The sequence below is a fragment of the Geosporobacter ferrireducens genome (genome assembly GCF_001750685.1).
Taxonomy (GTDB): domain Bacteria; phylum Bacillota; class Clostridia; order Peptostreptococcales; family Thermotaleaceae; genus Geosporobacter; species Geosporobacter ferrireducens.
The window spans coordinates 4,913,427-4,934,925 of sequence record NZ_CP017269.1; the positions used below are offsets into that span (position 1 = coordinate 4,913,427).

A 21,499-nucleotide genomic window follows, 5' to 3' on the forward strand; every position below is an offset into this window, starting at 1 on the left:
GAAAGGGTATTATTTTACAATAGGGTTGGGCTGGATGCACACTGTGCGGCCCATAAATATACAGGAATTTGTGTAGGGGCGATCTGTGATCGCCCGATACATACCATTAATGGATGATCATAGGTTGTACCTACCAGTCTCGTGTTATCCAGCAAACGTGCACCAGCTTCGTATTTGTTTAGGAGATAGCCTTCCGGCAAAATATCTGCCCAAAAAAGACATTTCATACATTTGTCCTCGATACAAATACATTTGTATTCATATAATTTACAAAAATCATATAAATTTCATCATTTTGATTGCAAAGTAGTTCAAAAAGATATACAATGATAAATAAATCTTTTCAGAATTTGGAGAAAATAGATAGAAGTGTTGCAATCGGAGGGATGAAAAAATGCAAAAGATAAAAATCGGATTATTGGGATTTGGAACTGTAGGGAGTGGTGTATGGAAAATTCTTCAGGAAAACAAAAAAATTATTGGAAAAAACTGTGGATATGAAGTAGAAGTCTCAAAAATACTCGTGCAAGATATGACGAAAAAAAGAGATGGTATAGAGCAAAAAGACATATTTACAGATAATCCAAAAGATATTTTAGAGGATCCCGCAATTGAGATTGTGATTGAAGTGATGGGTGGTATTGAGCCTGCAAGGGAATATATTCTAAAGGCCATCGAGAATAGAAAACATATTGTTACAGCCAATAAAGCGCTTATTGCAACTCACGGAGATCAACTGATTCATGCTGCCAAAAAGGCTCAGGTTGAGTTATGCTATGAAGCTAGTGTTGCAGGCGGGATACCGATCATACATGCTATAAAAGAAAGCCTGTCTGCTAATAGAATCTATAATATCATGGGTATTTTAAATGGAACTACCAACTATATTCTGTCCAAAATGACTGCAGAAAATATGGACTTTGAGACAGCCTTAAAAGAAGCACAAGGAAAGGGATATGCAGAAGCAGATCCTACCAGTGATGTAGAGGGACACGATGCAGTTTATAAGCTGACGATTCTAGCTAGATTGGCTTTTGGAAGCTATGTTCATTTTGAAGATGTATACCGGGAGGGAATTACAAAAATCACGCCTATTGATATCGAGTATGCTAAGGAATTGGGCTATGTGATAAAGTTGCTGGCAATAGCAAAGGAAGAAGAGGGAAAGATTGCTTTACGCGTACATCCGACATTTGTGCCGCAACAGCATCCTTTGGCTGCAGTGGGAGATGCTTTTAATGCGGTGTTTGTAAAAGGAAATGCGGTAGGAGATCTAATGTTCTATGGCAGAGGGGCAGGAGATCTTCCAACGGGCAGTGCAGTCCTGGGTGATCTGATTAATATTATCAAGAAAAAGGATTTGCAAAAGCGTCTCTATGAAAATGGATTTGATCAAAATAGTAAGCGGGTTATCCGTATGGAGGAAAATCAGTCAGAATACTATGTCCGCCTGTTGGTAAAGGATGTTCCGGGAGTGTTTGGGAAAGTGGCAACAGAGTTCGGACGGCATGGAGTAAGTTTATCCTCTGTCATTCAAAAGGGAAGGGAAGAGCCTTCGGTGTCTCTAGTATTTGTTACCCACGAGACTACAGAGCAGAACGTACAAATGGCTATAAAGGACATTGTCAATATTTCTGAAGTTGTAAAGTTAGCCAATCTGATCCGGGTAGAAAAAATGAGCTAATAGATCGGAAAATATTCTTTTATCAACAATCTGAGCCGGGAGACCCCCGGCTTTTGATATGAATCGGTTAAGGGGTGAAAGATTGACTAGAGAGATTCGTGCAAAAGCTATATTATCACGGGTAAAAGAACCAAAGAAGTGGTTTGGTGTAACATACAATATGAACATATATAGAGGATGTGAGCATGGTTGTATTTATTGTGATTCGAGAAGTGAGTGTTACGGTATCGAAGATTTTGAAAGCGTGCAGATCAAGACCAACGCTGTCGAGCTTTTGGAAAAGGAACTTAGAAACAAGCGAAAAAAAGCCCTTATTGGAACTGGAGCGATGAGTGATCCCTATACCCCTATTGAAAAAGAATATGAAATGACTCGAAAATCTTTAAAGGTTATTGCTGATTATGGTTTTCCACTGCATATCAATACCAAAAGTGATTTGATTCTGAGAGATATAGATCTATTAAAGTCGATTAATAGAGCTTTTCTTTCGGTTGCAGTGACCGTTACTACTTATGATGATATGCTTGCAAAAAAAATTGAACCCTTCGCCCCAAAGCCTACTGATCGACTTAAGGCAATGAGAAAACTATCTGATCAAGGAATCTATACAGGGGTACTTCTAATGCCGGTACTTCCCTTTCTTCAAGACTCGTGGAAAAATATTGAAACCGTTGTTAAAAGAGCAAAAGAATGTGGAGCTCAATTTATTATCCCTTGGTTTGGTGTATCTTTGAGAGACCGTCAGCGTATATATTTTTATAATCAATTAGATAAACATTTTCCTGGTATAAAAAAGCAGTATGAAGATACTTATGGAGACAGCTATGGCTGTAATGCTAAAAAGATTAAGGAATTGTACGGCCGTTTTCGGGAATTGTGTAGAGAATATGATGTTGTTTACAATATGGAAATGGTGAAAAACTATGAAAGTTCTGATGAGGCAGAACAGTTAAGTTTTTTTTAGACCATATCCTTTATTTGCAGAAGAATGATAAAAATAAGAAAGCTTCATCTATTTTTATCCTATTGATGAATCAGGTATAATAAAGCGTAGTGGCATATTCTTAAGGTTCAAGTTAAAGTTCATGTTCTACATAAATTTTATATGTAGATTACTGAAATAAGGGGTGAATTATGTTTGTAATAGAACCTAAAGAGAAGCAGTATAAAACGATTAAAGTATGGCTGCAGGATCAAACGCAGGTAGAGGAAGGCTGTCTAAAGCAAGCAATAAATCTCTCACAACTGCCATTTCTACATCAATGGGTATGCTTGATGCCTGATACCCATGAAGGTTTCGGCATGCCCATCGGAGGAGTAATTGCGCTTAAAGATATGATTATCCCTAATGCAGTGGGTGTGGATATTGGCTGCGGCATGGCATTTGTTGCGACAAATATTCATAAATCAGAGTTCAGTGAAAATGAATATAAACAGCTGGTGGGAGATATAATGCGAGATATTCCTACGGGTTTTGCACATCATAAGGCCAAACAGTCTAGTACGATACTGGATGAAGCGCTGAAGTGTCTTGATGCATATCCTAGGGAATTGGTTGATGAAATCGAGAGAGCATATTATCAGATTGGAACTTTAGGCGGTGGAAATCACTTTATTGAGATTCAAGAGGATGTGCAAGGGGTTCTGGGAATTATGATTCATTCAGGCAGTCGTAATTTTGGATTAAAGATTGCCAATTACTTTAATCAAGTGGCAAAGGATTTAAATGAAAAATGGAAATCTCCTATACCAAAATTCTATGATCTGTCTTATCTTCCAACGAATACTGCAGAGGGAAAAGCATATATTCAGTGGATGAATTTAGCACTGGAATTTGCAAGAGAAAATCGGCAAAAAATGCTCATGGTAGTACAAAATAAGCTTCAGAAGCGGCTTTCCCATATTGTCTTTAATAATGAAGTGAATGCCCATCATAATTATGCGGCATTAGAGGAGCATTATGGAGAACAGGTTTGGATTCATCGCAAAGGTGCTATCCGTACATTAAAAGGAGAATTGGGAATCATTCCCGGCGCTATGGGGAGTTTTTCATATATTGTTGAAGGATTAGGCAATCAAGAAGCATTTAACAGTTGTTCCCATGGTGCAGGAAGAAAAATGTCCCGGTCAAAAGCTAAACAACTTTATTCCGTAGAAAAAACAATACTGGATTTAAATCAGCAAGGCATTGTACTAGGTAAAACAAAAAAGTCTGATGTTAGTGATGAGTGCAGATGGGCTTATAAGGATATTGATTTTGTAATTTCTCAAGAGCTGGATTTAGCCCGTCCTGTGAAAAAGCTGAAAACCCTTTGTGTGATCAAGGGATAGATGAAGTCTCTGAATAACATCATGAATAGAGGGCGGTGATTGCTAGGAATGTTTGCCATAGATGAAAGGATTTTTAAGTTCTTGTTTGGGATAACGGGTCAGTTTCAGTGGATTGGACGGTGGATGGTCTTTATAACCGAATGGTCATCGAAGGTTTTTGCGGTAATTTATCTTAGCAGTATTGTGTGTGTTGTCCGGCAAGGAAATACACTGCTCATACCGCTGGTCCTGGGGCCAGCCCTGGGATTAGGCACCGTATATATTATCCGTTTTTTTTATTACCGGCCCCGCCCGTTTACCCGCTTGAAAGTACAGAGCCTAATTGATCATGAAGAAAGCAGTTCACTGCCAAGTAAACATGCCCTGTCTGCTTTTGTGATCGCAACTTCTGTCTTATGCATTTACCCGGTGCCTGGGTATGGTATATTGCTATTGGCTTCGATTACAGGAATATCAAGGATTATGGTAGGCGTACATTATCCATTGGACATTATTTTCGGAGCAGTTTTGGGAATCATTATTGGAATAGGCACATTTAGCTTTCTGGCTTAGATCTACTAAAAAACTCCTGCACTTCAAATGCGGGAGTTTTCAGCTAAAGAAGCAGGGTTTTTTAAAGAGGCAAGCTTTGTTTAGAACAGCCGGTTAATTCATTTCTAATTCCCGGCTTACGATTTTATCCAGGATTTCGGCTGCCTTTATAATCACTTTATCACACCCGGAAAGCGATGTACGGTAATCTTTTTTCAGCGGCTTACAGTCGATGTTTCCCATAGCTTTTTCATAGTCATCAAAAAGTTCTTTTGTTAGGGTTTTTATCTTGCTGTTTTTATGTGCCGTGTCTTCAACAAACAATTTACTAAGTACCATTACAGCAGCGGTCAAAGCACCGCAAGTACTCTCAATAGCCATACCGCCGCCAAAGCCAGCTGCCAGCTTCAGGCTGTTACTGTCTAGTCCCAGATCGTAAGCTTCATTCGCCCCATATAGTATTTTTTCAGCACAGTTTAAATCCTTATCTTTTCCAAAACCTTTTTCAATCATTTCCTTTAGCATATGATTTATCCTCTCCTTATCTTTTTCCAGCAATACCTTAGAAAAAACAGTAAAGTGCTTTTTTATATAAGTATATAATTATGTATAAACCGCAAAAATCCTTCTTTCTGCGCTGCAAATTGCTCTGGGAAAGAAGTTGCAAACAGAAAGCAGTGAGACGGGAATCACAGGCCAGTAATGGGTAGAAAGCAGAAAAGAAAATAACTTTACCAAATGTTGGAGAAGCTATAGAAAAATAAATTTACTTGATATAAAATGATAAACAAAGTATAGATTAAAGGAGTAGAATTATCATGATCGAAATAAGTATCTCAGAAAAATTGCGGGAGGCCTGCCCGTCCTTAACGCTAGGCTGTATTCAAGCAAACATAGTAATGAAGCCTCATGAACCTCAGCTTTGGCAGGAGATCTCAGCAACCTGTAAGCAGCTGAATGATACAATGGTTTCTGAGGATATTGCAAAGCTTAAAGCCGTTAAGGCTGCAAGAACCGCATATAGAAAATTAGGACAAGACCCCACACGCTATAGAGTATCTTCAGAGGCGCTGCTGCGGAGGGTGATAAAAGATAAGGGACTTTATCAGATCAACAATATCGTAGACATAAATAACCTCATTTCACTGCAGTCCTATCATCCGGTATGCACCTATGATTTAAAAAAAATCGCCTTCCCCCTTTCCTTGACTGTGGGGGATGCCGGGGAAGCCTATAGCGGTATAGGAAGGGGATTGATCTCTATTGAGCATATCCCAGTTTTTGAGGATACTTTAGGTAAGTTTGGCAGTACGACTTCGGATTCAGAGCGTGCTATGGTAACTATGGATACCAAGGAAATCCTGCTGTATATTGTTTCTTTCGATTGGGATGATTCAATGGAACAGTGGATTGAAAAAGCGAAAAATCTGCTAATTGCTTATGGGGAAGGAAAGAATATCGAATCCAAGATTATTAAATAAAGGAGGATTTCCCATGGAACATTATCGATGTACTGTTTGTGGTTATGTTTATAAGCCGGAGCGTGGAGATTGGACTCATGAAATTCCAGCCGACACTCCCTTTGAAAAGCTTCCGGATACGTGGCGGTGTCCAACCTGTAATCAACCCAAGATGGCCTTTAAAAAGGTACCCGGCAAATGAAAAGAAGACTATCCATCGTGCTTATACCTGTCTTGTGCCTCATAAGTATGATTGCATATCAAAAATGGAACACGCCAGAAATTGAGATAAACGATATGCCGGCAGAAATTATAGCTTCTGATAGTAATGCTTCTACTATGGAAAAAGATATTTTAATTCTGCCGGAAGGGGAAAGGATACAGGAACGTTTTGTGCCACCGGGAAGTTATAAGAGGACCGTGATACCCGATGATTCTTTTGAGTCTTATTTAAGGGAATTACCTTTGAAACCCCATGGCTCTTTCGTACACTATTATGATGGGACGATAAAGAGAAGAAGCAATGTGTATGATGCTGTAGTGGACATGGATATTGGAGAAAGAGATTTACAGCAGTGTGCCGATGCAATTATGCGATTACGGGCGGAATATTTGTATGGACAAGGGCGTTACGACGAAATATTGTTCCATCTGACCAATGGTTTTCCTGTTGATTATCAAAAATGGAGGAACGGGTATAGAATTGCCCTAGACGGCAATCGAACCTATTGGGTAAAAAAGACAAACGCTTCTGATTCCTATCAGGATTTTCGGAAATATTTGAACTTAGTTTTTGCTTATGCAGGAACCCTTTCATTGTCAAAGGAGTTAGAACCGATTACGCTCAGTGAAATGCAGATTGGAGATGTTTTTATTCAGGGTGGAAGTCCTGGACATGCTGTGATCGTTGTAGATATGGCTGAGCATAATGAAACCGGTAGGAGAATATTTTTGCTGGCTCAAAGCTATATGCCTGCTCAGGAAATTCAGATTTTAAAAAATCCTATGGATGAGGAGATTAGCCCTTGGTACACAGCAGACTTTGAAGGTCCTTTGCAAACACCGGAATGGACTTTTTATAGCAGAGATTTAAAAAGATTTCCAAATTAAAATAGATAATATAATGGATAGAAAAAGATAAGAATCTGTTCAATAAAGAAACAGATCCTTATCTTTTTAAGGGGGAAACGATAGTAGTTGTCACTCGTGTATTGTATGATCTTTTGTAAGAAAGATAAAAGCTTATTTGAAAGGCATATTTTGTATGAAGCTTGCCCCTTTTTTCGATATAAGATATGCAGCAGAGGAGATTAAGGTGTCAAAACTATAGCTAAAGTTGGAAAAAAATTATATTTAGCAAATCGTTAGAGGAAGAAACGGATGAATATTAGATGGATTTGGACACAATATTTGTTGACAGGGAAAGAAATTGGAATATAATAGTAATCAAAGGGTAGATGCTGGCGTAGCTCAGTCGGTAGAGCAATTGATTCGTAATCAATAGGTCGGGGGTTCGAATCCCCCCGCGAGCTCCAGAAATTAAAAATTTCGGCAGAAAAGTTTCTGCCGAAATTTTTAATTTCTTAGGACAATAAATACGGATTTTTTACTTGTCTCAACTATATAATTGGCGCTAACAGCAGTATTTCTTCATTTTCCCTATATATTGTGTCAAACTGTGTAATCGGCAGCGGATTTCTGCCTAATCCTACTTCTATGGTGTATCCGGGCCTTCTGAATTCTTCAATAAACCAATCCTTATATCCTGCAAAGGCTGCTTCGTAAGGTGTGTAAGCAAGGGTATAGCCGCTTGCCCTCGCAAAAACCTGACCAATTTCCTGTGCACGGGGAACAAATATATCCTTGTAAAGCCAAAATATAACCCTTCCTTGAGAATGATATGCTAACACCATTCTAAAATTATGCTGCCTTGTAAAATCAACCAGTGCTTGTGTCTCCGGTTCCGAAAGTGGAGAAGGTCCTCCGTATCTGGTTGGGCCTGGGCCCGTTATGCCCAAAATTGCTTCTTGTGCTTTGCCCTCTTCCCAACTCGCTGGATAATTGCGGTTTAGATCTACCCCTCTTATATTTGCTTGCCATACTTGAGAAAAAGGTAGACCACTGGTGTTCCACTGGAGAAGTTGTTGATAATATGGATTGTCTGGTCTTAAACCTTCAAGTACAAGATTTACGCCATCAGGATTTACCATGGGAATGATATAGATACTGCTCCTATTCCAAATATCTCGGATATTATAACCCCGTATACTGGCACCAGTTGAATAGGCTCGGGAAAAATTTTCTATAAATTTCATTAAGAGTGGAGTCGTAATCCATTCAAGGGAATGGTGAGATCCATTATAATGTACTTCGTTAGGACCTGTACCTAGGCGGATATAATATAAGTTTCTGCCAAGAACACTTTGACCGGCTACACCTACTTCAATAAAAGGGTATATTGCCTTAAGTCCTTGTATATCTCGCTCCATTATATCATAAGTATAATCTATGTCTGTAAAGACTACATCAATTCCGTACGGTACTGTAATCGTTTGCCCCACTCTAAGCAGCAGGGGGTTTATTCCTGGGTTGGCTGTGAGTATGGCATCCACCGTAGTATAGTATCTGAGAGCTATGTTGTATAAGGTATCCCCAGCACGGATTACGTAAGTGTCATATCCGCTTAAAAATCTCTCAAAAAGCCTCCAGGTTGCGGGACCAACTATACCGTCAGGTACAAGGCCATTGTTTCTCTGAAATGCTATAACTGCTTGTCGGGTCTGCGTACCAAACACACCATCCACAGGGCCAGGGTTATAGCCGATTCTAGCCAAAAGACTTTGTATAAGCTTTACATTAGGGCCTCTTGAACCTAAAAATAAAGTTTCCATAATATCACCACCACACTTATTTGGTTTCTTACTAGATATAATATTACCAAAAGATCAAATGGTTCCATTACAAATAAACAAGGAAAGACTGCCGGGGATAAGATCTACTCATGTAAGATCACTGTGAAAGTAAGGATGGTGGAACGGAAATAACTCCTAAAGGTTACACCACAAACAGCATTTGCGTATGATATATTAATAAACTTTTTAGGAGGTGATTTTAATGTTTGATTATACGCCTTCTCACCAATGCCCAAAGAGAACGATGCCCTATGTAATCCAGCCTTGGGATACATTGAGCAGCATTGCCCCGAGATACGGGACAACAATACAGGCAATTATCCGTGTGAATCCCGGAATTAATCCATATATGCTTCAAATCGGACAGCAGATTTGTATTCCTGCAAGACAGCAGGAGTACCCTTCCTGCCCGACTACAAATTATTATGTTATTCAGGCGGGCGATACACTGGAATCTATTGCAACGTATTTTAATATGACTGTGGAAGAAATTTTACAAACGAACCTGGGAATTGGACCTGAAGACTTATATGTAAATATGTATCTTTGCATACCTGTTGCGCCGCCGGTAGTTCGAATTGAAGTAAATACAAGTACGAAAATGCTTATACTATACCATGGTGACAGCATATTTAAGACATATCCCGTTGGCGTAGGAAGAGCAAATGCACAAACCCCTAAAGGCACCTATAAGATTCTATATAAGGAAGTAACGCCAGAAGAAAAATTTGGTCTTCGATTGTTGGGATTATCGGTACCTAATTATATTATCCATGGTACAAGTCATATCCATTTAATAGGGACTGAAGCTACAAATGGAAATATTGTTATGGCCAATGAGGACATTGAGCAGTTCTTTAATCTGGTACCCGTAGAAACAATTATAAAAATATTTTAATGGTGAAGGTGATTTAATGCATAGTTACGTTTCTCTTGTTCAGTGCCCTGAGGGGACAGTGGTGTATACGATTAAAACCGGAGATACACTGAATAGAATTGCACAGCAATATAATACGACGGTACAGGCAATAATCAGTTCAAACCCGGGTATAGATCCCTATAGGCTTTTTATCGGGCAGCAAATTTGCATACCGCAAAATTTAGCGGTGAATTGTCCGGCAGGCTCCATACCTTACGTAATTAAAGCAGGAGATACACTGGGTACAATTGCACAACAATATAATACGACGGTACAGGCAATTATAAATATCAACCCGCAAGTAGATCTTAATTGGATTCAAGTTGGACAGCGGATCTGTATACCAGCAGTGGAACCACCAGTACATGTACGATGCCCTCAAGATAATTATTACGTAATTATGCCCGGAGATACTTTCTATGGTATTGCACAATACTTCAATGTATCCATCAGTGAACTTCAGCAGTTAAATCCCAATATCAATCCCAATTATATCATAGTAGGTCAGGCAATCTGCATACCTGTTGCACCGTCACCGGTTCGTATTGAGATTAATAAGGCTGCCTTTACACTTACTTTGTATCATAACGAAAATGTAGTAAAGACCTATCCTGTTGCAATCGGTAAACCCAGTACACCTACCCCTGAGGGGACATTTAGCACAGTAAATAAACAGGTAAATCCAGGTGGACCCTTCGGTACACGGTGGATAGGCTTGTCAAAACCAAGTTATGGGATCCATGGCACCAGCAATCCGGCTTCCATCGGCACGATGGCATCTAACGGATGTATTCGGTTGCATAATAGGGATGTAAATGAACTGTTTAATTTTGTGCCTGTTGGAACAACGGTTAGAATCTTCTAATAATAAGCAAAAGAATGTGTTAAAAGAACAAAGCAGTTAAAGCATAGGATTATCATAAGTTTAGATTAGAGAAAAGGTGGATGATTAGAAAACAGAAGATCAAAAATATATTGTTATGGACCAGCCATTGCAGACGAAGGGATCCGCAATGGTTTTGATTTTCTTTCCCTGTATATAAAATGGAATTATAAATATTATTCGGCGATAATTACCGGGTATGACAAAAAAGCTTTGCAGAATAATAATAATGAGTGTTAACTCTGGAAAAGTGAGGTGAAGTCGAATGGAGCATATGAAGATCAATTCAAAGGCAATAGAAGCAGCAAATAAGATGAAGGAAGAGTTTGGAAATGAAAGTGAAATATCCATCGACAAAGGAAATTTGCCATCCAGGATTATTGGATTTTATGGCGGGACTATTGGAGGACAAATGACCAAGAAGTTGGTGGAGATAGGAGAAAGGCAATTAATTGATAAGCAGTAAATGCAACAACCGGGAGAGATCCCGGTTGCTGCATTTACATTTAAGAAGGTGATTATATACATAAATTGCAGCTGCAGATTTATGTAATAGAATTGAGAATAAGGTTCTCAATTCTATTGTGGTGTATGCTTAGCAAAGAGGGCCGGTGCCGATCCCTAAAACGGGTCCACAAAACAATATAACTAGCAACAAGAAGAAGAATAACAAGCTAGGGTTGTTTAAGAAACCGCCTGGTGCGCATCCTGGTCCAAATAGTCCTCCACCAAATAATACAACCAAAAGCAAGAAGAAGAAAAGTAAACTAGTATCGCTACCAAACAAACCATAACCAGGTTTTACTGCAGCTTTATCACTCATCTATCACTACCTCCTTTTACTTAATAAAAAGATTTACTTTTATGTTTTATCTTCCGATATTATAAAATATGCAAGTAAAAGAAGGCAGGTTACAAAAATTTGTTAAATTCTAATGAAGAATGTCTCGAACCAGGGGCATACTCATGCAGCGTGGACCACCACGCCCTCTTGATAATTCATAAGATTCAAATTCCAATACTTCAATATTATGTTGGCGTAATGCCTCGTTGGTAACATAGTTTCGATTATAACATACGACTTTACCCGGTGAGATTGCCAGTGTATTGCTTCCATCATTCCACTGCTCCCTACCCGCAGCAATTGGGTCTCCATTGCCACAGGGAATTAAATTTACTGCTGGTAGGTCTAGGTATTTTTTTAGGATGGCTGATAGTTCATCAGCTTCAGATGATATTTGTAAATGATCGCCAATTCCTTTTCTGATACTGTACACATCCAAGGGGGATTCAATTTGCGGAAAAATAGTAAATTGATCGTAGTCTACCATTGTAAAGACCGTATCTAGATGCATATAAGCCCGTGTTTTAGGAATATCAAAAGCAAGAACTGTTTCAAAAGATTCGTTGGATTCAAATAGATTTCTTGCAGTTTTTTCAATTGCCTCTGCTTCTGTACGTAGACTAATTCCAATAGCCACTACTTTTTCAGATAGAACTAAGATATCTCCGCCCTCAATTGCATGGGTAGTGTCTCTATCATACCATCGACGTATATTTTTAAATCGAGGATGATGATCGAATATATACTTAGCAAAAAGAGTCTCACGGTTACGTGTATTGGCAGACATTACATTTAAAGTAATACCGCTTCCAATGGAGGCAAAGGGATCCCGTTGAAAATATAGATTTGGGATGGGATCAAGGTAAAAAGGATATGCATTCTTTACCATATCACCTAAAGATTTTCTTTTAATATGATGTAAATCTTCCTTTCGCACACCGGAGATACATTTATGAATTAATTCATTATTTGAAAAGTGGCTGAAATATTCCACTAAGGCTTCTGTCAATCCCTCAGTATCGATTCTGCCTTCCTTAATAAAGTCCAATAAGAATTGTTTTTTGACTTCCTCTGACTGAAGTACTTCTTTCATTAAATCAGTCAAATAGACTACCTCTACACCCTCGTTGCGCAATAATTGTGCGAATTGATTATGTTCTTTTATTGCTTGTTTTAGATATGCGATTTCATCGAAAAGCAATCTCCTCAAATAATCCGGTACAATATTTTCTATCTCTTCTCCTGGACAATGGAGCAGAACACTTTTTAACTGTCCAATTTCGCTGTAAATGAAAATGCTATTGTCAGTATTCATTATATAATCATCCTCCTTGCTCTAGCGTGACACCCAAAAATGAATCATTATCTACAAGGATAGTATGATGAAATCTTCATCTATTTTATTCAAAACTACTACTTTAATCAAAGATTATATCGCTAGGTATATCTTTGATAGCTGTGGGTATCTTAAAAAAGATATTACTTTTAGTAAAGCAAATTCTAATAGGCGTGATTTAAACACGAGGGTGCATGCAGCAAGATTATAGAGTAGACCCATAAAAATTTCAGAGAGGATGAGATTAGAAAAATGAATAAGGCTCCAAAGGATACCAAAGTAGTTATCGGCATGTCCGGCGGTGTAGACTCATCTGTAGCTGCCTATATACTGAAGAAAGAAGGATATGATGTAATCGGTGTTTTTATGAAGAATTGGGAAGAAAAAGATGATGAAGGCTTTTGTACATCGGAAGAGGATTATGCGGATGTGCGAAAAGTATGTGATCAAATCCATATTCCCTATTATACCATTAATTTTGTGAAAGAATATTGGGATAGAGTATTTACATACTTTTTAGAGGAATATAAAAGAGGCCGCACACCGAATCCAGATGTGATGTGCAATAAAGAAATCAAGTTTAAGGCTTTTTTAGAATACGCTTTAAAGATCGGTGCGGATTATTTAGCCACTGGACATTATGCACAAATTGGTTTCTGGGAGGATGAATATCATCTTCTTCGGGGCAAGGATGGAAACAAGGATCAGACCTACTTTCTTTGCACCTTAGGGCAGAAGCAGTTGTCTAAAACCATGTTTCCCATAGGTCATCTTGAAAAGACTGAGGTTCGTGAAATCGCAGAAAAAGCAGGACTAGAAACGGCTAAGAAAAAGGACAGTACGGGAATTTGTTTCATTGGAGAAAGAGATTTTAAGGAGTTTTTAAGTAATTATATACCGGCTCAGCCGGGAGAGATTAGGACCATTTCAGGAGAATACAAAGGAAATCATGAAGGGTTAATGTATTATACCCTTGGACAAAGAAAAGGTTTAGGGATTGGCGGTGCTGGAACCGGAGAGCCTTGGTTTGTGGCGGAAAAGGATTTAGGCAATAATATTTTGTATGTGGTTCAAGGGGAAAACCATCCCTTGCTATTTTCATATGGCCTTGAAGCAACGCAGCTTCATTGGGTAACAGAAAAGCAGACGCCGCCGGTTTTTGAATGTACTGCAAAATTTCGCTATCGCCAACCGGATCAGGAGGTTACTGTTTATATGAAGCAGGGGAGCCGAGCGGAGGTAATATTTAAAAAACCGCAAAAAGCTGTGACGCCAGGGCAGGCGGTAGTATTTTATCATGGGGAGGCATGTCTTGGTGGAGGAATTATTGATAAGGTATATAAGAAGTTGTCAGAAATCCAGCAACTGAATCTACTGCCTTAATCAAAAATTATTTTGAGAATTTAGATATAGATTCTCAAGAATTTTCAAGGAATGTCACAAAAATTTCTTGCAAATTTTTAAAAATATGCAAAAATTAGAAGAAAAACAATTAAATTGATGAAATTTCCTTGACATTTTAAAGATATAACGTATACTATATTATGTAAAATAGTATTTATGAAATGCGATGAAGAGGAGAGTAATAAAAGAGACGGTTTACAGAGAGATAATCCTAGGGTGGAAGATTATCAACACGGCCTTTTGTGAAGATCACCTCAGAGCTGGATGCCTGAATGACAGTAGGGAATCCCGTAGGCATACGTTATATGCATGAAGTGATAGGATAGGTGAACTATCTTATAATCAGGGTGGTACCGCGGTTAATTCGTCCCTAAGTCATTGACTTAGGGACTTTTACATTTTAATTAATATGTAACGAAAGGATGAATTGAATGAAAAAGTTCAAACCTTTATCAGAACTGCCTGTAGCCCAACGGGAAAATCAGATTTCAGATTTTTGGGACGAAATTGATATTTTAGAAAAAAGTATTCAAAACCGTGAGGGAAAAAAATCCTTTGTATTTTTTGAAGGACCACCTACTGCCAACGGTAAACCAGGAATCCATCACGTTATTTCTCGAACGCTGAAGGATTCGGTATGTCGATATAAGACAATGACAGGACATCAGGTAAAACGTAAGGCTGGATGGGATACCCATGGTCTCCCTGTGGAAATTGAAGTAGAAAAGCAGCTGAAACTCTCCAGTAAGCAGGATATAGAGGATTATGGGATTGCAGCTTTTAATGAAAAATGCCGGGAGTCTGTCTTTTCTTATGAAAAGCAATGGCGTGAAATGACCAGAAGGATGGGTTACTCCATTGATTTGGATCATCCTTATATTACACTGAATAATGACTATATTGAGTCCATATGGTGGATCTTAGATAAATATTTTAAAGAAGGATATATCTATGAAGGTCACAAAATTCTTCCTTACTGTCCAAGGTGCGGAACCGGCCTGGCTTCCCATGAGGTATCTCAGGGATATAAGGAAATTAAGTCTAATACGGTAATTGCAACTTTTAAAAGAAAGGATGCAGATGAATATTTTCTCGTATGGACCACAACACCTTGGACCCTTGCTTCCAACGTAGCATTGGCAGTACATCCGGAACATACCTATGTGAAGGTGAGATTCAATGATAAAGTTTACTATGTAGAAAAAAACTTGGCGCCAAAGGTAATCGGCGGAGAATATGAAGTCTTGGAAGAAATGCCTGGGAAAGCATTAGAATATATAGAATACGAGCAATTAATGCCCTTTGTAAAGGCAGAGAAGAAAGCATTTTTTGTTACAGTAGGTGATTTTGTAACAACAGAAGATGGTACGGGAATCGTTCATATTGCCCCAGCATTTGGAGAAGATGACTATCAAATTGGACGAAAATATGACCTTCCGGTATTACAGCCGGTAAATGAAGAGGGCAAATATATCACAACACCATGGGAAGGCAGATTTGTTATGGACTGTGATGTAGACATTATTAAATGGCTTCATGGTGAAGGAAAGCTATTTAAGAAGGAAAAGATGGATCACAACTATCCACACTGTTGGAGATGTTCTACGCCACTTTTATACTATGCAAAGCCTAGCTGGTACATTGAAGTTACAAAAATGAAGGAACAACTGATTGCCAATAATAAATCTGTATCTTGGTATCCAGACTATGTAGGGGAAAAGCGTTTTGGAAATTGGCTCGAAAACTTAAATGATTGGGCCTTATCCAGAAATCGTTATTGGGGTACTCCACTAAACATTTGGCGTTGCGAATGCGGTCATATACAGTCAGTAGGCTCTCGCGCAGAATTAATTGAGAAAGCGGTGGAAACTATTGATGAAAGTGTGGAATTGCATAGGCCATACGTGGATGATATTCATCTTCGATGTGACAAGTGTGCAGGAACAGCAACCCGTGTAACAGAAGTAATTGACTGCTGGTTTGACAGCGGTGCTATGCCATTTGCACAACATCACTATCCTTTTGAAAACAGTGAAAACTTTAATGAATTATTTCCAGCAGACTTTATTTGTGAAGGGATCGATCAAACCCGTGGATGGTTCTATTCGCTGTTGGCCATTTCCACCTTTGTAAAGGGTGTATCTCCTTATAAAAATGTATTGGTAAATGATCTTATTCTGGATAAAGAAGGAAGAAAGATGTCCAAGTCCAAAGGAAATACAGTTGATCCATTCCAGCTGTTTGACCAATATGGAGCCGATGTACTGCGATGGTATCTGTTGTATGTGTCCCCGGCATGGACGCCGACCCGTTTTGATATAGATGGACTGAAGGAGGTACAAAGCAAGTTCTTTGGTACCATTCGAAATGTATACAACTTCTTTACCTTATATGCCAATACAGATGAAATTGATCCGAATGAATTCTTTGTGGCTTATGCAGATAGACCAGAATTGGATCGTTGGATATTGTCAAAATATAACAGTTTGCTGAAAGCAGTAGAGGGAGAGCTAGCGATCTTTGATTTAACAAAAGCTGTCCGTAAAATTCAAGAGTTTGTAAACGAAGATTTATCTAATTGGTATATTCGAAGAGCGAGACGCCGTTTCTGGGCAACAGAATTAAATGACGACAAAAAAGCAGTTTATAATACAACCTATGAGATTCTTATTGGTATCTCTAAATTGGTAGCACCCTTTGCTCCGTTCTTATCCGATGAAATGTATCAAAATTTAACAGGAGAACTTTCAGTACATTTAGCGAATTATCCGGTAGGAAATACTGAAATGATTGATGATGCAGTAGAAGAGAGAATGGACTTAGTAAGAGACCTCGTGGGACTTGGCCGTGCGGCTCGGGCACAGGCGAAAATCAAGGTGCGGCAGCCGATTCAAAAGATTCTCATTGACGGCAAATATGAGTCGCTTATTTCAGACTTAGTAGAATTAATTGAAGAGGAACTCAACGTTAAGGATGTAGTATTTGAGAAAAATCTTCAAGAATATATGAATTTCAGCTTAAAGCCAAACTTCAAGGTTGCCGGGTCCATCTTAGGCCCTAAGATTAAGGAATTGGGAAAGGTTCTTGCACAGTTAGATGCTGCTGAGGTAGCACCGAAACTGGAAGCCGGAGAACGTATAATGTTAAAGCTCAACGGAGAAGATACTGAGATTTTAAAGGATTATGTATTGATTTCCATTTCTGCAAAGGAAGGCTTTACAGTAGAGATGGAAAATAATCTATTTGTAATTCTAGATACAACCTTGACAGAGGAATTGATCGATGAGGGCTTTGCCCGGGAGTTTATTTCAAAGGTACAGCAAATGCGTAAAAACAATGGCTATGAAATGATGGATCAAATTAAAATCTGCTTCAATGGTGACAAAGAAGTAAGCAAAGCGGTCCAAGGACATAAAGAATATATCATGCATGAAACCCTAGCTGTTTCTGTTGAAGAAGTAACGGACATGGACTTAGAAAAGCAAGATCTAAACGAGCATGAAACCGGTATTAAAATTGAACGTATATAAAAAAGGAAATCAGCCTGATGGGCTGATTTTTTTTACATACACAAAGTTATCTTTTAATTCTCCAGTTTTTGGGTAAATAATAGCAGGAAAAAAGAAAATATTGTAGAATTTTGTAGATTAAGATCTGTTGATAACATCATCGCAGGTATCAATATACAAGGAGATTATTATATGGATGAGAGAATGGGCGATTTTGATAAAGGACCTATAACTGTTTTGAAATGGAAGCCAGGGAAAACTAAGACTATAGCTTATATATCTCCCAATATGATGCAGTACGGATATCGATCGGAAGACATAATTCAAGAGCGTATTACCTTTTGCAGTATTATTCATCCCGATGATTTAGACAGGGTTCAAAGGAATCAGCAGCAGTTTATGCTGTCTAACCAAGACTATCTTCAGCAGGAATACCGAATTTGTACAGCTGCAGGAGAGATTCGGTGGATACATAGTTTAACAGTAATCGTTAAAGAGAAAGATGAAAGTACCTGTCATTGTGAAGAATATTTAGTAGATATAACAGCGCGTAAAAATGCGGAAATTGCCCTAAAGGAAGCAGAAGCAAAATATAGAAGCATTGTAGATGGGTCCTTTGTAGGGATTTATATTATACAGAATGGTTTATTTTCATACGTGAATGTTCAGATGGCAGATATATTCGGATATACAAAAGAAGAGATGCTTTTTAAGGCTGTTCGAGAAATCGTATCCCCAGAAGACTATGGACTGGTATGGGAAAACATTCGAAAAAGAATCGAAGGGGAAATTGAAAGTATACAATATCAATTTAAAGGTGTCAAAAAAGATAAAAGTATTATTTATATCAAGGTATTAGGCAGCAAAATACTCTATAAGGGATCTCCTGCTGTCATTGGCACATTGATTGACATAACAGAGTCAAAGCGCAATGATGAACAATTGCGAATGGCAGCAAAGGTATTTGAAAACACCATTGAAGGGGTTGTGGTTACAGACATTGAGGGAACAATTCAGTGGGTAAACCCTGCGTTCAGCAAAATCACCGGCTATAGTGAATCAGAAGCAATAGGAAAAAATCCTAGGATTTTAAAGTCTCAAAGACATGATGATAAATTTTATAGAGAGATGTGGAAGGATTTAAAAAGAAAGGGGCAATGGCAAGGGGAAATTTGGAATAGGAGAAAAAATGGAGAAACTTATCCAGAATGGCTTACCATATCTGCTATTAAGGATGAGTCTGGAAAAACGATTCAATACGTATCTGTTTTTAATGATATTACAGAACGAATTAAGCGAGAAGAACACATTAAATATCAAGCATACCATGATGCCCTGACAGGTCTCCCAAATCGGTCTTTACTATATGATCGTCTTTCTATTGCAATAGCCCATGCACATAGGAGCGGTAAGATGATCGCTGTTATGATGCTGGATCTAGATCGTTTTAAGCGCATTAATGATACTTTGGGACATCCTGTTGGAGATATTTTACTCCAGGAAGTAGGAAGGCGATTAGTAAATTGTCTTCGCGAAGGGGATACGGTATCAAGGCTTGGGGGTGACGAATTTGCTGTGATTCTAGAAGATATACATAGTGTAGAAAGTGTGATCAAAGTAGCGCAAAAAATTCTGCGTAAGATGGATAAGCCTGTACGCATTAAAGCCCATGATTTACATATAAGTACCAGTATTGGCATTAGCTTATATCCAGCTGATGGACAGGATGTAGATACGCTGTTGAAACATGCAGATACTGCCATGTTTCAAGCAAAGCAGGGTGGTAGAAACCAACACAGGCTTTATACACCCAAAATGAACGACAAGGCATTGCAACGATTGGCCATGGAGAATGAGTTGCGAAAAGCTTTAGAAAGAGAAGAATTTCTGATATATTATCAGCCAAAGCTAGATTTAAGCTCTGGCAGAGTGGTTGGTGCGGAGGCATTGGTAAGATGGAAGCATCCTCAGCTAGGCTTTCTATCCCCTGTTGAATTTATTCCTCTGGCAGAAGAAACAGGCCTGATAAAACCCCTAGGGGATTTTGTACTTCGGACTGCCTGTTTACAAAATAAACGATGGCAAGATAGTGGGGTGAAGAAAATATGCATTTCAGTGAATTTATCTGCCGTTCAATTTCAGCAGAAAAACTTATTGCATAAGGTTACGAATTGCCTGTCTGAAGTTGGATTGGATCCGTGCTATCTCGAACTGGAGATTACGGAAAGCAGTGCTATTCAGAATCCACAGTTAACGATAAAAGTATTAAAAGAATTTAAAAGGCTGGGTATCCAGTTGTCGATTGATGATTTTGGTACGGGTTATTCTTCATTGGGATTGCTGAATCAGCTGCCACTAGATAAGCTGAAGATTGACAAATCCTTTATTAAAGATATTACTTCGGATAAGGACAATCAAGCTATTGTTTCGGCGATTATCGCTATGTCCCGAAATCTAGGTATAAAAGTAGTGGCAGAAGGTGTGGAAACCATAGACCAGATGCTGTACCTTAAAAACCATCAGTGTGATCAAATTCAAGGCTATTTAATTAGTCCGCCTATACCCGCAGAAGATTTCGAAAAATTTCTCATACATAATTATCATGAAGAAACATTTTTAGTCTATTAAATGAATAAAAACAAAAGGATATTATAAATAGAGACAGAATATTATAAGGTATTCTGTTTTTATAGTAGATAGAGCATTAAGAGAGTGAGGGGGAGATCATGCGATTTATTGATTTTCATTGTGATACAATATTGCAGTTGATGACGGAGCGGAAAGCGCTGCATCTAAACAGCAACAGATTTTGTGTAGATATTGAGAAGCTCCGTCGCAGCAATTCAATGGCTCAGTTTTTTGCATTATATATCAACTACCGGGGCGAAAAAGATCCGTTGGAGACTTGTCTGGAGATGGCAGATAAGTTTTTTGAAGAACTAGCAGAAAATGAAAGAGAAATAAGTTTAGCAAGAAATTATAATGAAGTGATGGCAAATGATAAACAAGGGAAAATTTCAGCATTTTTGACCATAGAGGAAGGTGGAGCGCTGAAGGGTGAACTTTATCATTTAAGAAATTTTTACCGTTTAGGGGTAAGGTTGATTACATTAACCTGGAATTACCCAAATGAGATCGGATATCCAAACTGTCATCCGGAGTTTAAAAATTTAGGCCTCACAGGCTTCGGCGAAGAAGTGGTGAAAGAGATGAATCATTTAGGCATGCTGATTGATGTATCCCACTTGTCCGATCAAGGGTTTTATGATGTAGCAAGGCTTTCGAAGAGACCTTTTATTGCCTCTCATTCTAATGCCAGAGGGGTCACAAATCACAGCCGCAATCTGACAGATGAGATGATTCGGATTCTAGCAGAAAAGGGCGGTGTAATGGGGATCAACTTTGAAAAGGAATTTTTAGGTAATCCGCTGCAAAGTCGAGTAGAAGATATGGTGCGCCATATCCGGCATATTAGAAATGTAGGGGGCATAGATGTCATTGCTATTGGTTCTGATTTTGACGGCACCAGTCCTGAACTGGAGATTGCAGATATAAGTGAGTTGGGAAAATTAGTTATAGAATTGAAGAAAAATAAGTTCAATGAGGATGAGATCGAAAAGATATGTTATAAAAATGGACTAAGAGTTATTAAAGATGTATTATTATAAAAGGCTATAAAAGACGCG

General features: G+C 38.5%; 19 protein-coding genes, 1 tRNA gene and 1 other annotated feature. Of the genes, 15 read left to right on the plus strand and 5 right to left on the minus strand.

All coding sequences use genetic code 11. The features are described from left to right. Nucleotides 1–14: 14 nt before the first annotated feature. The gene (locus Gferi_RS22900; protein ID WP_069980449.1) at nt 15–227 is read right to left on the minus strand and encodes a hypothetical protein; all 213 of its coding nucleotides are present in this window, start codon (nt 225–227) and stop codon (nt 15–17) included. Nucleotides 228–394: 167 nt separating this feature from the next. Between Gferi_RS22900 and Gferi_RS22905 the strand changes: the two genes are divergently transcribed. The 4 genes from Gferi_RS22905 to Gferi_RS22920 all read left to right on the plus strand — a co-directional run bounded on the left by Gferi_RS22905 (nt 395) and on the right by Gferi_RS22920 (nt 4,567). Then, entirely contained in the window at nt 395–1,684 is a 1,290-nt protein-coding gene (locus tag Gferi_RS22905) for a homoserine dehydrogenase (protein WP_069980450.1), read from the plus strand. An 82-nt stretch (nt 1,685–1,766) separates the two neighbouring features. Then, complete coding sequence (locus Gferi_RS22910) at nt 1,767–2,648, plus strand: SPL family radical SAM protein (protein ID WP_069980451.1); 882 nt, start codon at nt 1,767–1,769, stop codon at nt 2,646–2,648. Nucleotides 2,649–2,818: 170 nt separating this feature from the next. Further along, on the plus strand, nt 2,819–4,015 hold the full coding sequence (locus Gferi_RS22915; RefSeq protein WP_069980452.1) for an RtcB family protein: 1,197 nt from the start codon (nt 2,819–2,821) through the stop codon (nt 4,013–4,015). A gap of 48 nt (nt 4,016–4,063) precedes the next feature. After that, nucleotides 4,064–4,567 carry a phosphatase PAP2 family protein gene (locus Gferi_RS22920; RefSeq protein ID WP_236932772.1) on the plus strand — a complete coding sequence of 168 codons (504 nt, stop codon included), beginning with the start codon at nt 4,064–4,066 and terminating at the stop codon, nt 4,565–4,567. Nucleotides 4,568–4,660: 93 nt separating this feature from the next. Here Gferi_RS22920 and Gferi_RS22925 read toward each other — a convergent pair whose 3' ends face one another. Beyond that, entirely contained in the window at nt 4,661–5,071 is a 411-nt protein-coding gene (locus Gferi_RS22925; protein WP_069980454.1) for a C-GCAxxG-C-C family (seleno)protein, read from the minus strand. 293 nt (nt 5,072–5,364) lie between these two features. Here Gferi_RS22925 and Gferi_RS22930 point away from each other — a divergent pair, with 293 nt between their 5' ends. The 4 genes from Gferi_RS22930 to Gferi_RS22945 all read left to right on the plus strand — a co-directional run bounded on the left by Gferi_RS22930 (nt 5,365) and on the right by Gferi_RS22945 (nt 7,541). Then, complete coding sequence (locus tag Gferi_RS22930) at nt 5,365–6,027, plus strand: B3/B4 domain-containing protein (protein WP_069980455.1); 663 nt, start codon at nt 5,365–5,367, stop codon at nt 6,025–6,027. Between the two features lie 13 nt (nt 6,028–6,040). After that, a complete protein-coding gene (locus tag Gferi_RS22935; RefSeq protein ID WP_069980456.1) occupies nt 6,041–6,208 on the plus strand; it encodes a rubredoxin in 168 nt (55 codons plus the stop codon). Beyond that, entirely contained in the window at nt 6,205–7,116 is a 912-nt protein-coding gene (locus Gferi_RS22940; protein ID WP_069980457.1) for a DUF4846 domain-containing protein, read from the plus strand. The genes Gferi_RS22935 and Gferi_RS22940 overlap by 4 nt, the downstream gene beginning before the upstream one ends. 349 nt (nt 7,117–7,465) lie before the next feature. After that, nucleotides 7,466–7,541: transfer RNA gene (locus Gferi_RS22945), tRNA-Thr, on the plus strand. 84 nt (nt 7,542–7,625) lie between these two features. Here the strand turns inward: Gferi_RS22945 and Gferi_RS22950 are convergent. Next, nucleotides 7,626–8,897 carry a M14 family metallopeptidase gene (locus tag Gferi_RS22950; protein WP_069980458.1) on the minus strand — a complete coding sequence of 424 codons (1,272 nt, stop codon included), beginning with the start codon at nt 8,895–8,897 and terminating at the stop codon, nt 7,626–7,628. A gap of 223 nt (nt 8,898–9,120) precedes the next feature. Between Gferi_RS22950 and Gferi_RS22955 the strand changes: the two genes are divergently transcribed. The 3 genes from Gferi_RS22955 to Gferi_RS22965 all read left to right on the plus strand — a co-directional run bounded on the left by Gferi_RS22955 (nt 9,121) and on the right by Gferi_RS22965 (nt 11,186). Next, on the plus strand, nt 9,121–9,816 hold the full coding sequence (locus Gferi_RS22955) for a LysM peptidoglycan-binding domain-containing protein (protein ID WP_069980459.1): 696 nt from the start codon (nt 9,121–9,123) through the stop codon (nt 9,814–9,816). Between the two features lie 61 nt (nt 9,817–9,877). Next, nucleotides 9,878–10,702 carry a LysM peptidoglycan-binding domain-containing protein gene (locus Gferi_RS29245; protein WP_330389487.1) on the plus strand — a complete coding sequence of 275 codons (825 nt, stop codon included), beginning with the start codon at nt 9,878–9,880 and terminating at the stop codon, nt 10,700–10,702. Between the two features lie 283 nt (nt 10,703–10,985). Further along, on the plus strand, nt 10,986–11,186 hold the full coding sequence (locus Gferi_RS22965) for a small, acid-soluble spore protein, alpha/beta type (protein ID WP_069980461.1): 201 nt from the start codon (nt 10,986–10,988) through the stop codon (nt 11,184–11,186). 129 nt (nt 11,187–11,315) lie between these two features. On the opposite strand, the gene Gferi_RS22970 is transcribed toward Gferi_RS22965, so the two are convergent. Both Gferi_RS22970 and arcA read right to left on the minus strand, forming a co-directional pair. Then, the gene (locus Gferi_RS22970; RefSeq protein ID WP_069980462.1) at nt 11,316–11,543 is read right to left on the minus strand and encodes a hypothetical protein; all 228 of its coding nucleotides are present in this window, start codon (nt 11,541–11,543) and stop codon (nt 11,316–11,318) included. 109 nt (nt 11,544–11,652) lie between these two features. Next, on the minus strand, nt 11,653–12,879 hold the full coding sequence (arcA, locus tag Gferi_RS22975) for an arginine deiminase (protein ID WP_069980463.1): 1,227 nt from the start codon (nt 12,877–12,879) through the stop codon (nt 11,653–11,655). Between the two features lie 273 nt (nt 12,880–13,152). On the opposite strand from arcA, the gene mnmA reads away from it, so the two are divergent. The 4 genes from mnmA (at nt 13,153) to Gferi_RS22995 (ending at nt 21,481) form a co-directional block, all read left to right on the plus strand. After that, complete coding sequence (gene mnmA, locus Gferi_RS22980; RefSeq protein WP_069980464.1) at nt 13,153–14,283, plus strand: tRNA 2-thiouridine(34) synthase MnmA; 1,131 nt, start codon at nt 13,153–13,155, stop codon at nt 14,281–14,283. A gap of 178 nt (nt 14,284–14,461) precedes the next feature. Continuing rightward, nucleotides 14,462–14,679 (plus strand) — a binding site (T-box leader). Nucleotides 14,680–14,735: 56 nt separating this feature from the next. Continuing rightward, a complete protein-coding gene (gene ileS / locus Gferi_RS22985) occupies nt 14,736–17,834 on the plus strand; it encodes an isoleucine--tRNA ligase (protein WP_069980465.1) in 3,099 nt (1,032 codons plus the stop codon). A gap of 171 nt (nt 17,835–18,005) precedes the next feature. Next, on the plus strand, nt 18,006–20,441 hold the full coding sequence (locus Gferi_RS22990) for a sensor domain-containing protein (protein ID WP_069980466.1): 2,436 nt from the start codon (nt 18,006–18,008) through the stop codon (nt 20,439–20,441). Between the two features lie 98 nt (nt 20,442–20,539). Continuing rightward, entirely contained in the window at nt 20,540–21,481 is a 942-nt protein-coding gene (locus Gferi_RS22995) for a dipeptidase (protein WP_069980467.1), read from the plus strand. Nucleotides 21,482–21,499 lie beyond the last annotated feature (18 nt).

Bases quoted from the DNA above. Each gene is read 5' to 3' on its own strand.
- Gferi_RS22905 (WP_069980450.1), top strand. From the start codon at position 395: ATGCAAAAGATAAAAATCGGATTATTGGGATTTGGAACTGTAGGGAGT.
- Gferi_RS22900 (WP_069980449.1), bottom strand. From the start codon at position 227: ATGAAATGTCTTTTTTGGGCAGATATTTTGCCGGAAGGCTATCTCCTA.
- Gferi_RS22920 (WP_236932772.1), top strand. From the start codon at position 4,064: ATGTTTGCCATAGATGAAAGGATTTTTAAGTTCTTGTTTGGGATAACG.
- arcA (WP_069980463.1), bottom strand. From the start codon at position 12,879: ATGAATACTGACAATAGCATTTTCATTTACAGCGAAATTGGACAGTTA.
- Gferi_RS22935 (WP_069980456.1), top strand. From the start codon at position 6,041: ATGGAACATTATCGATGTACTGTTTGTGGTTATGTTTATAAGCCGGAG.
- Gferi_RS22965 (WP_069980461.1), top strand. From the start codon at position 10,986: ATGGAGCATATGAAGATCAATTCAAAGGCAATAGAAGCAGCAAATAAG.
- Gferi_RS22990 (WP_069980466.1), top strand. From the start codon at position 18,006: ATGGATGAGAGAATGGGCGATTTTGATAAAGGACCTATAACTGTTTTG.
- Gferi_RS22970 (WP_069980462.1), bottom strand. From the start codon at position 11,543: ATGAGTGATAAAGCTGCAGTAAAACCTGGTTATGGTTTGTTTGGTAGC.
- Gferi_RS22950 (WP_069980458.1), bottom strand. From the start codon at position 8,897: ATGGAAACTTTATTTTTAGGTTCAAGAGGCCCTAATGTAAAGCTTATA.
- Gferi_RS22955 (WP_069980459.1), top strand. From the start codon at position 9,121: ATGTTTGATTATACGCCTTCTCACCAATGCCCAAAGAGAACGATGCCC.
- Gferi_RS22930 (WP_069980455.1), top strand. From the start codon at position 5,365: ATGATCGAAATAAGTATCTCAGAAAAATTGCGGGAGGCCTGCCCGTCC.
- ileS (WP_069980465.1), top strand. From the start codon at position 14,736: ATGAAAAAGTTCAAACCTTTATCAGAACTGCCTGTAGCCCAACGGGAA.
- mnmA (WP_069980464.1), top strand. From the start codon at position 13,153: ATGAATAAGGCTCCAAAGGATACCAAAGTAGTTATCGGCATGTCCGGC.
- Gferi_RS22940 (WP_069980457.1), top strand. From the start codon at position 6,205: ATGAAAAGAAGACTATCCATCGTGCTTATACCTGTCTTGTGCCTCATA.
- Gferi_RS22925 (WP_069980454.1), bottom strand. From the start codon at position 5,071: ATGCTAAAGGAAATGATTGAAAAAGGTTTTGGAAAAGATAAGGATTTA.
- Gferi_RS22915 (WP_069980452.1), top strand. From the start codon at position 2,819: ATGTTTGTAATAGAACCTAAAGAGAAGCAGTATAAAACGATTAAAGTA.
- Gferi_RS22995 (WP_069980467.1), top strand. From the start codon at position 20,540: ATGCGATTTATTGATTTTCATTGTGATACAATATTGCAGTTGATGACG.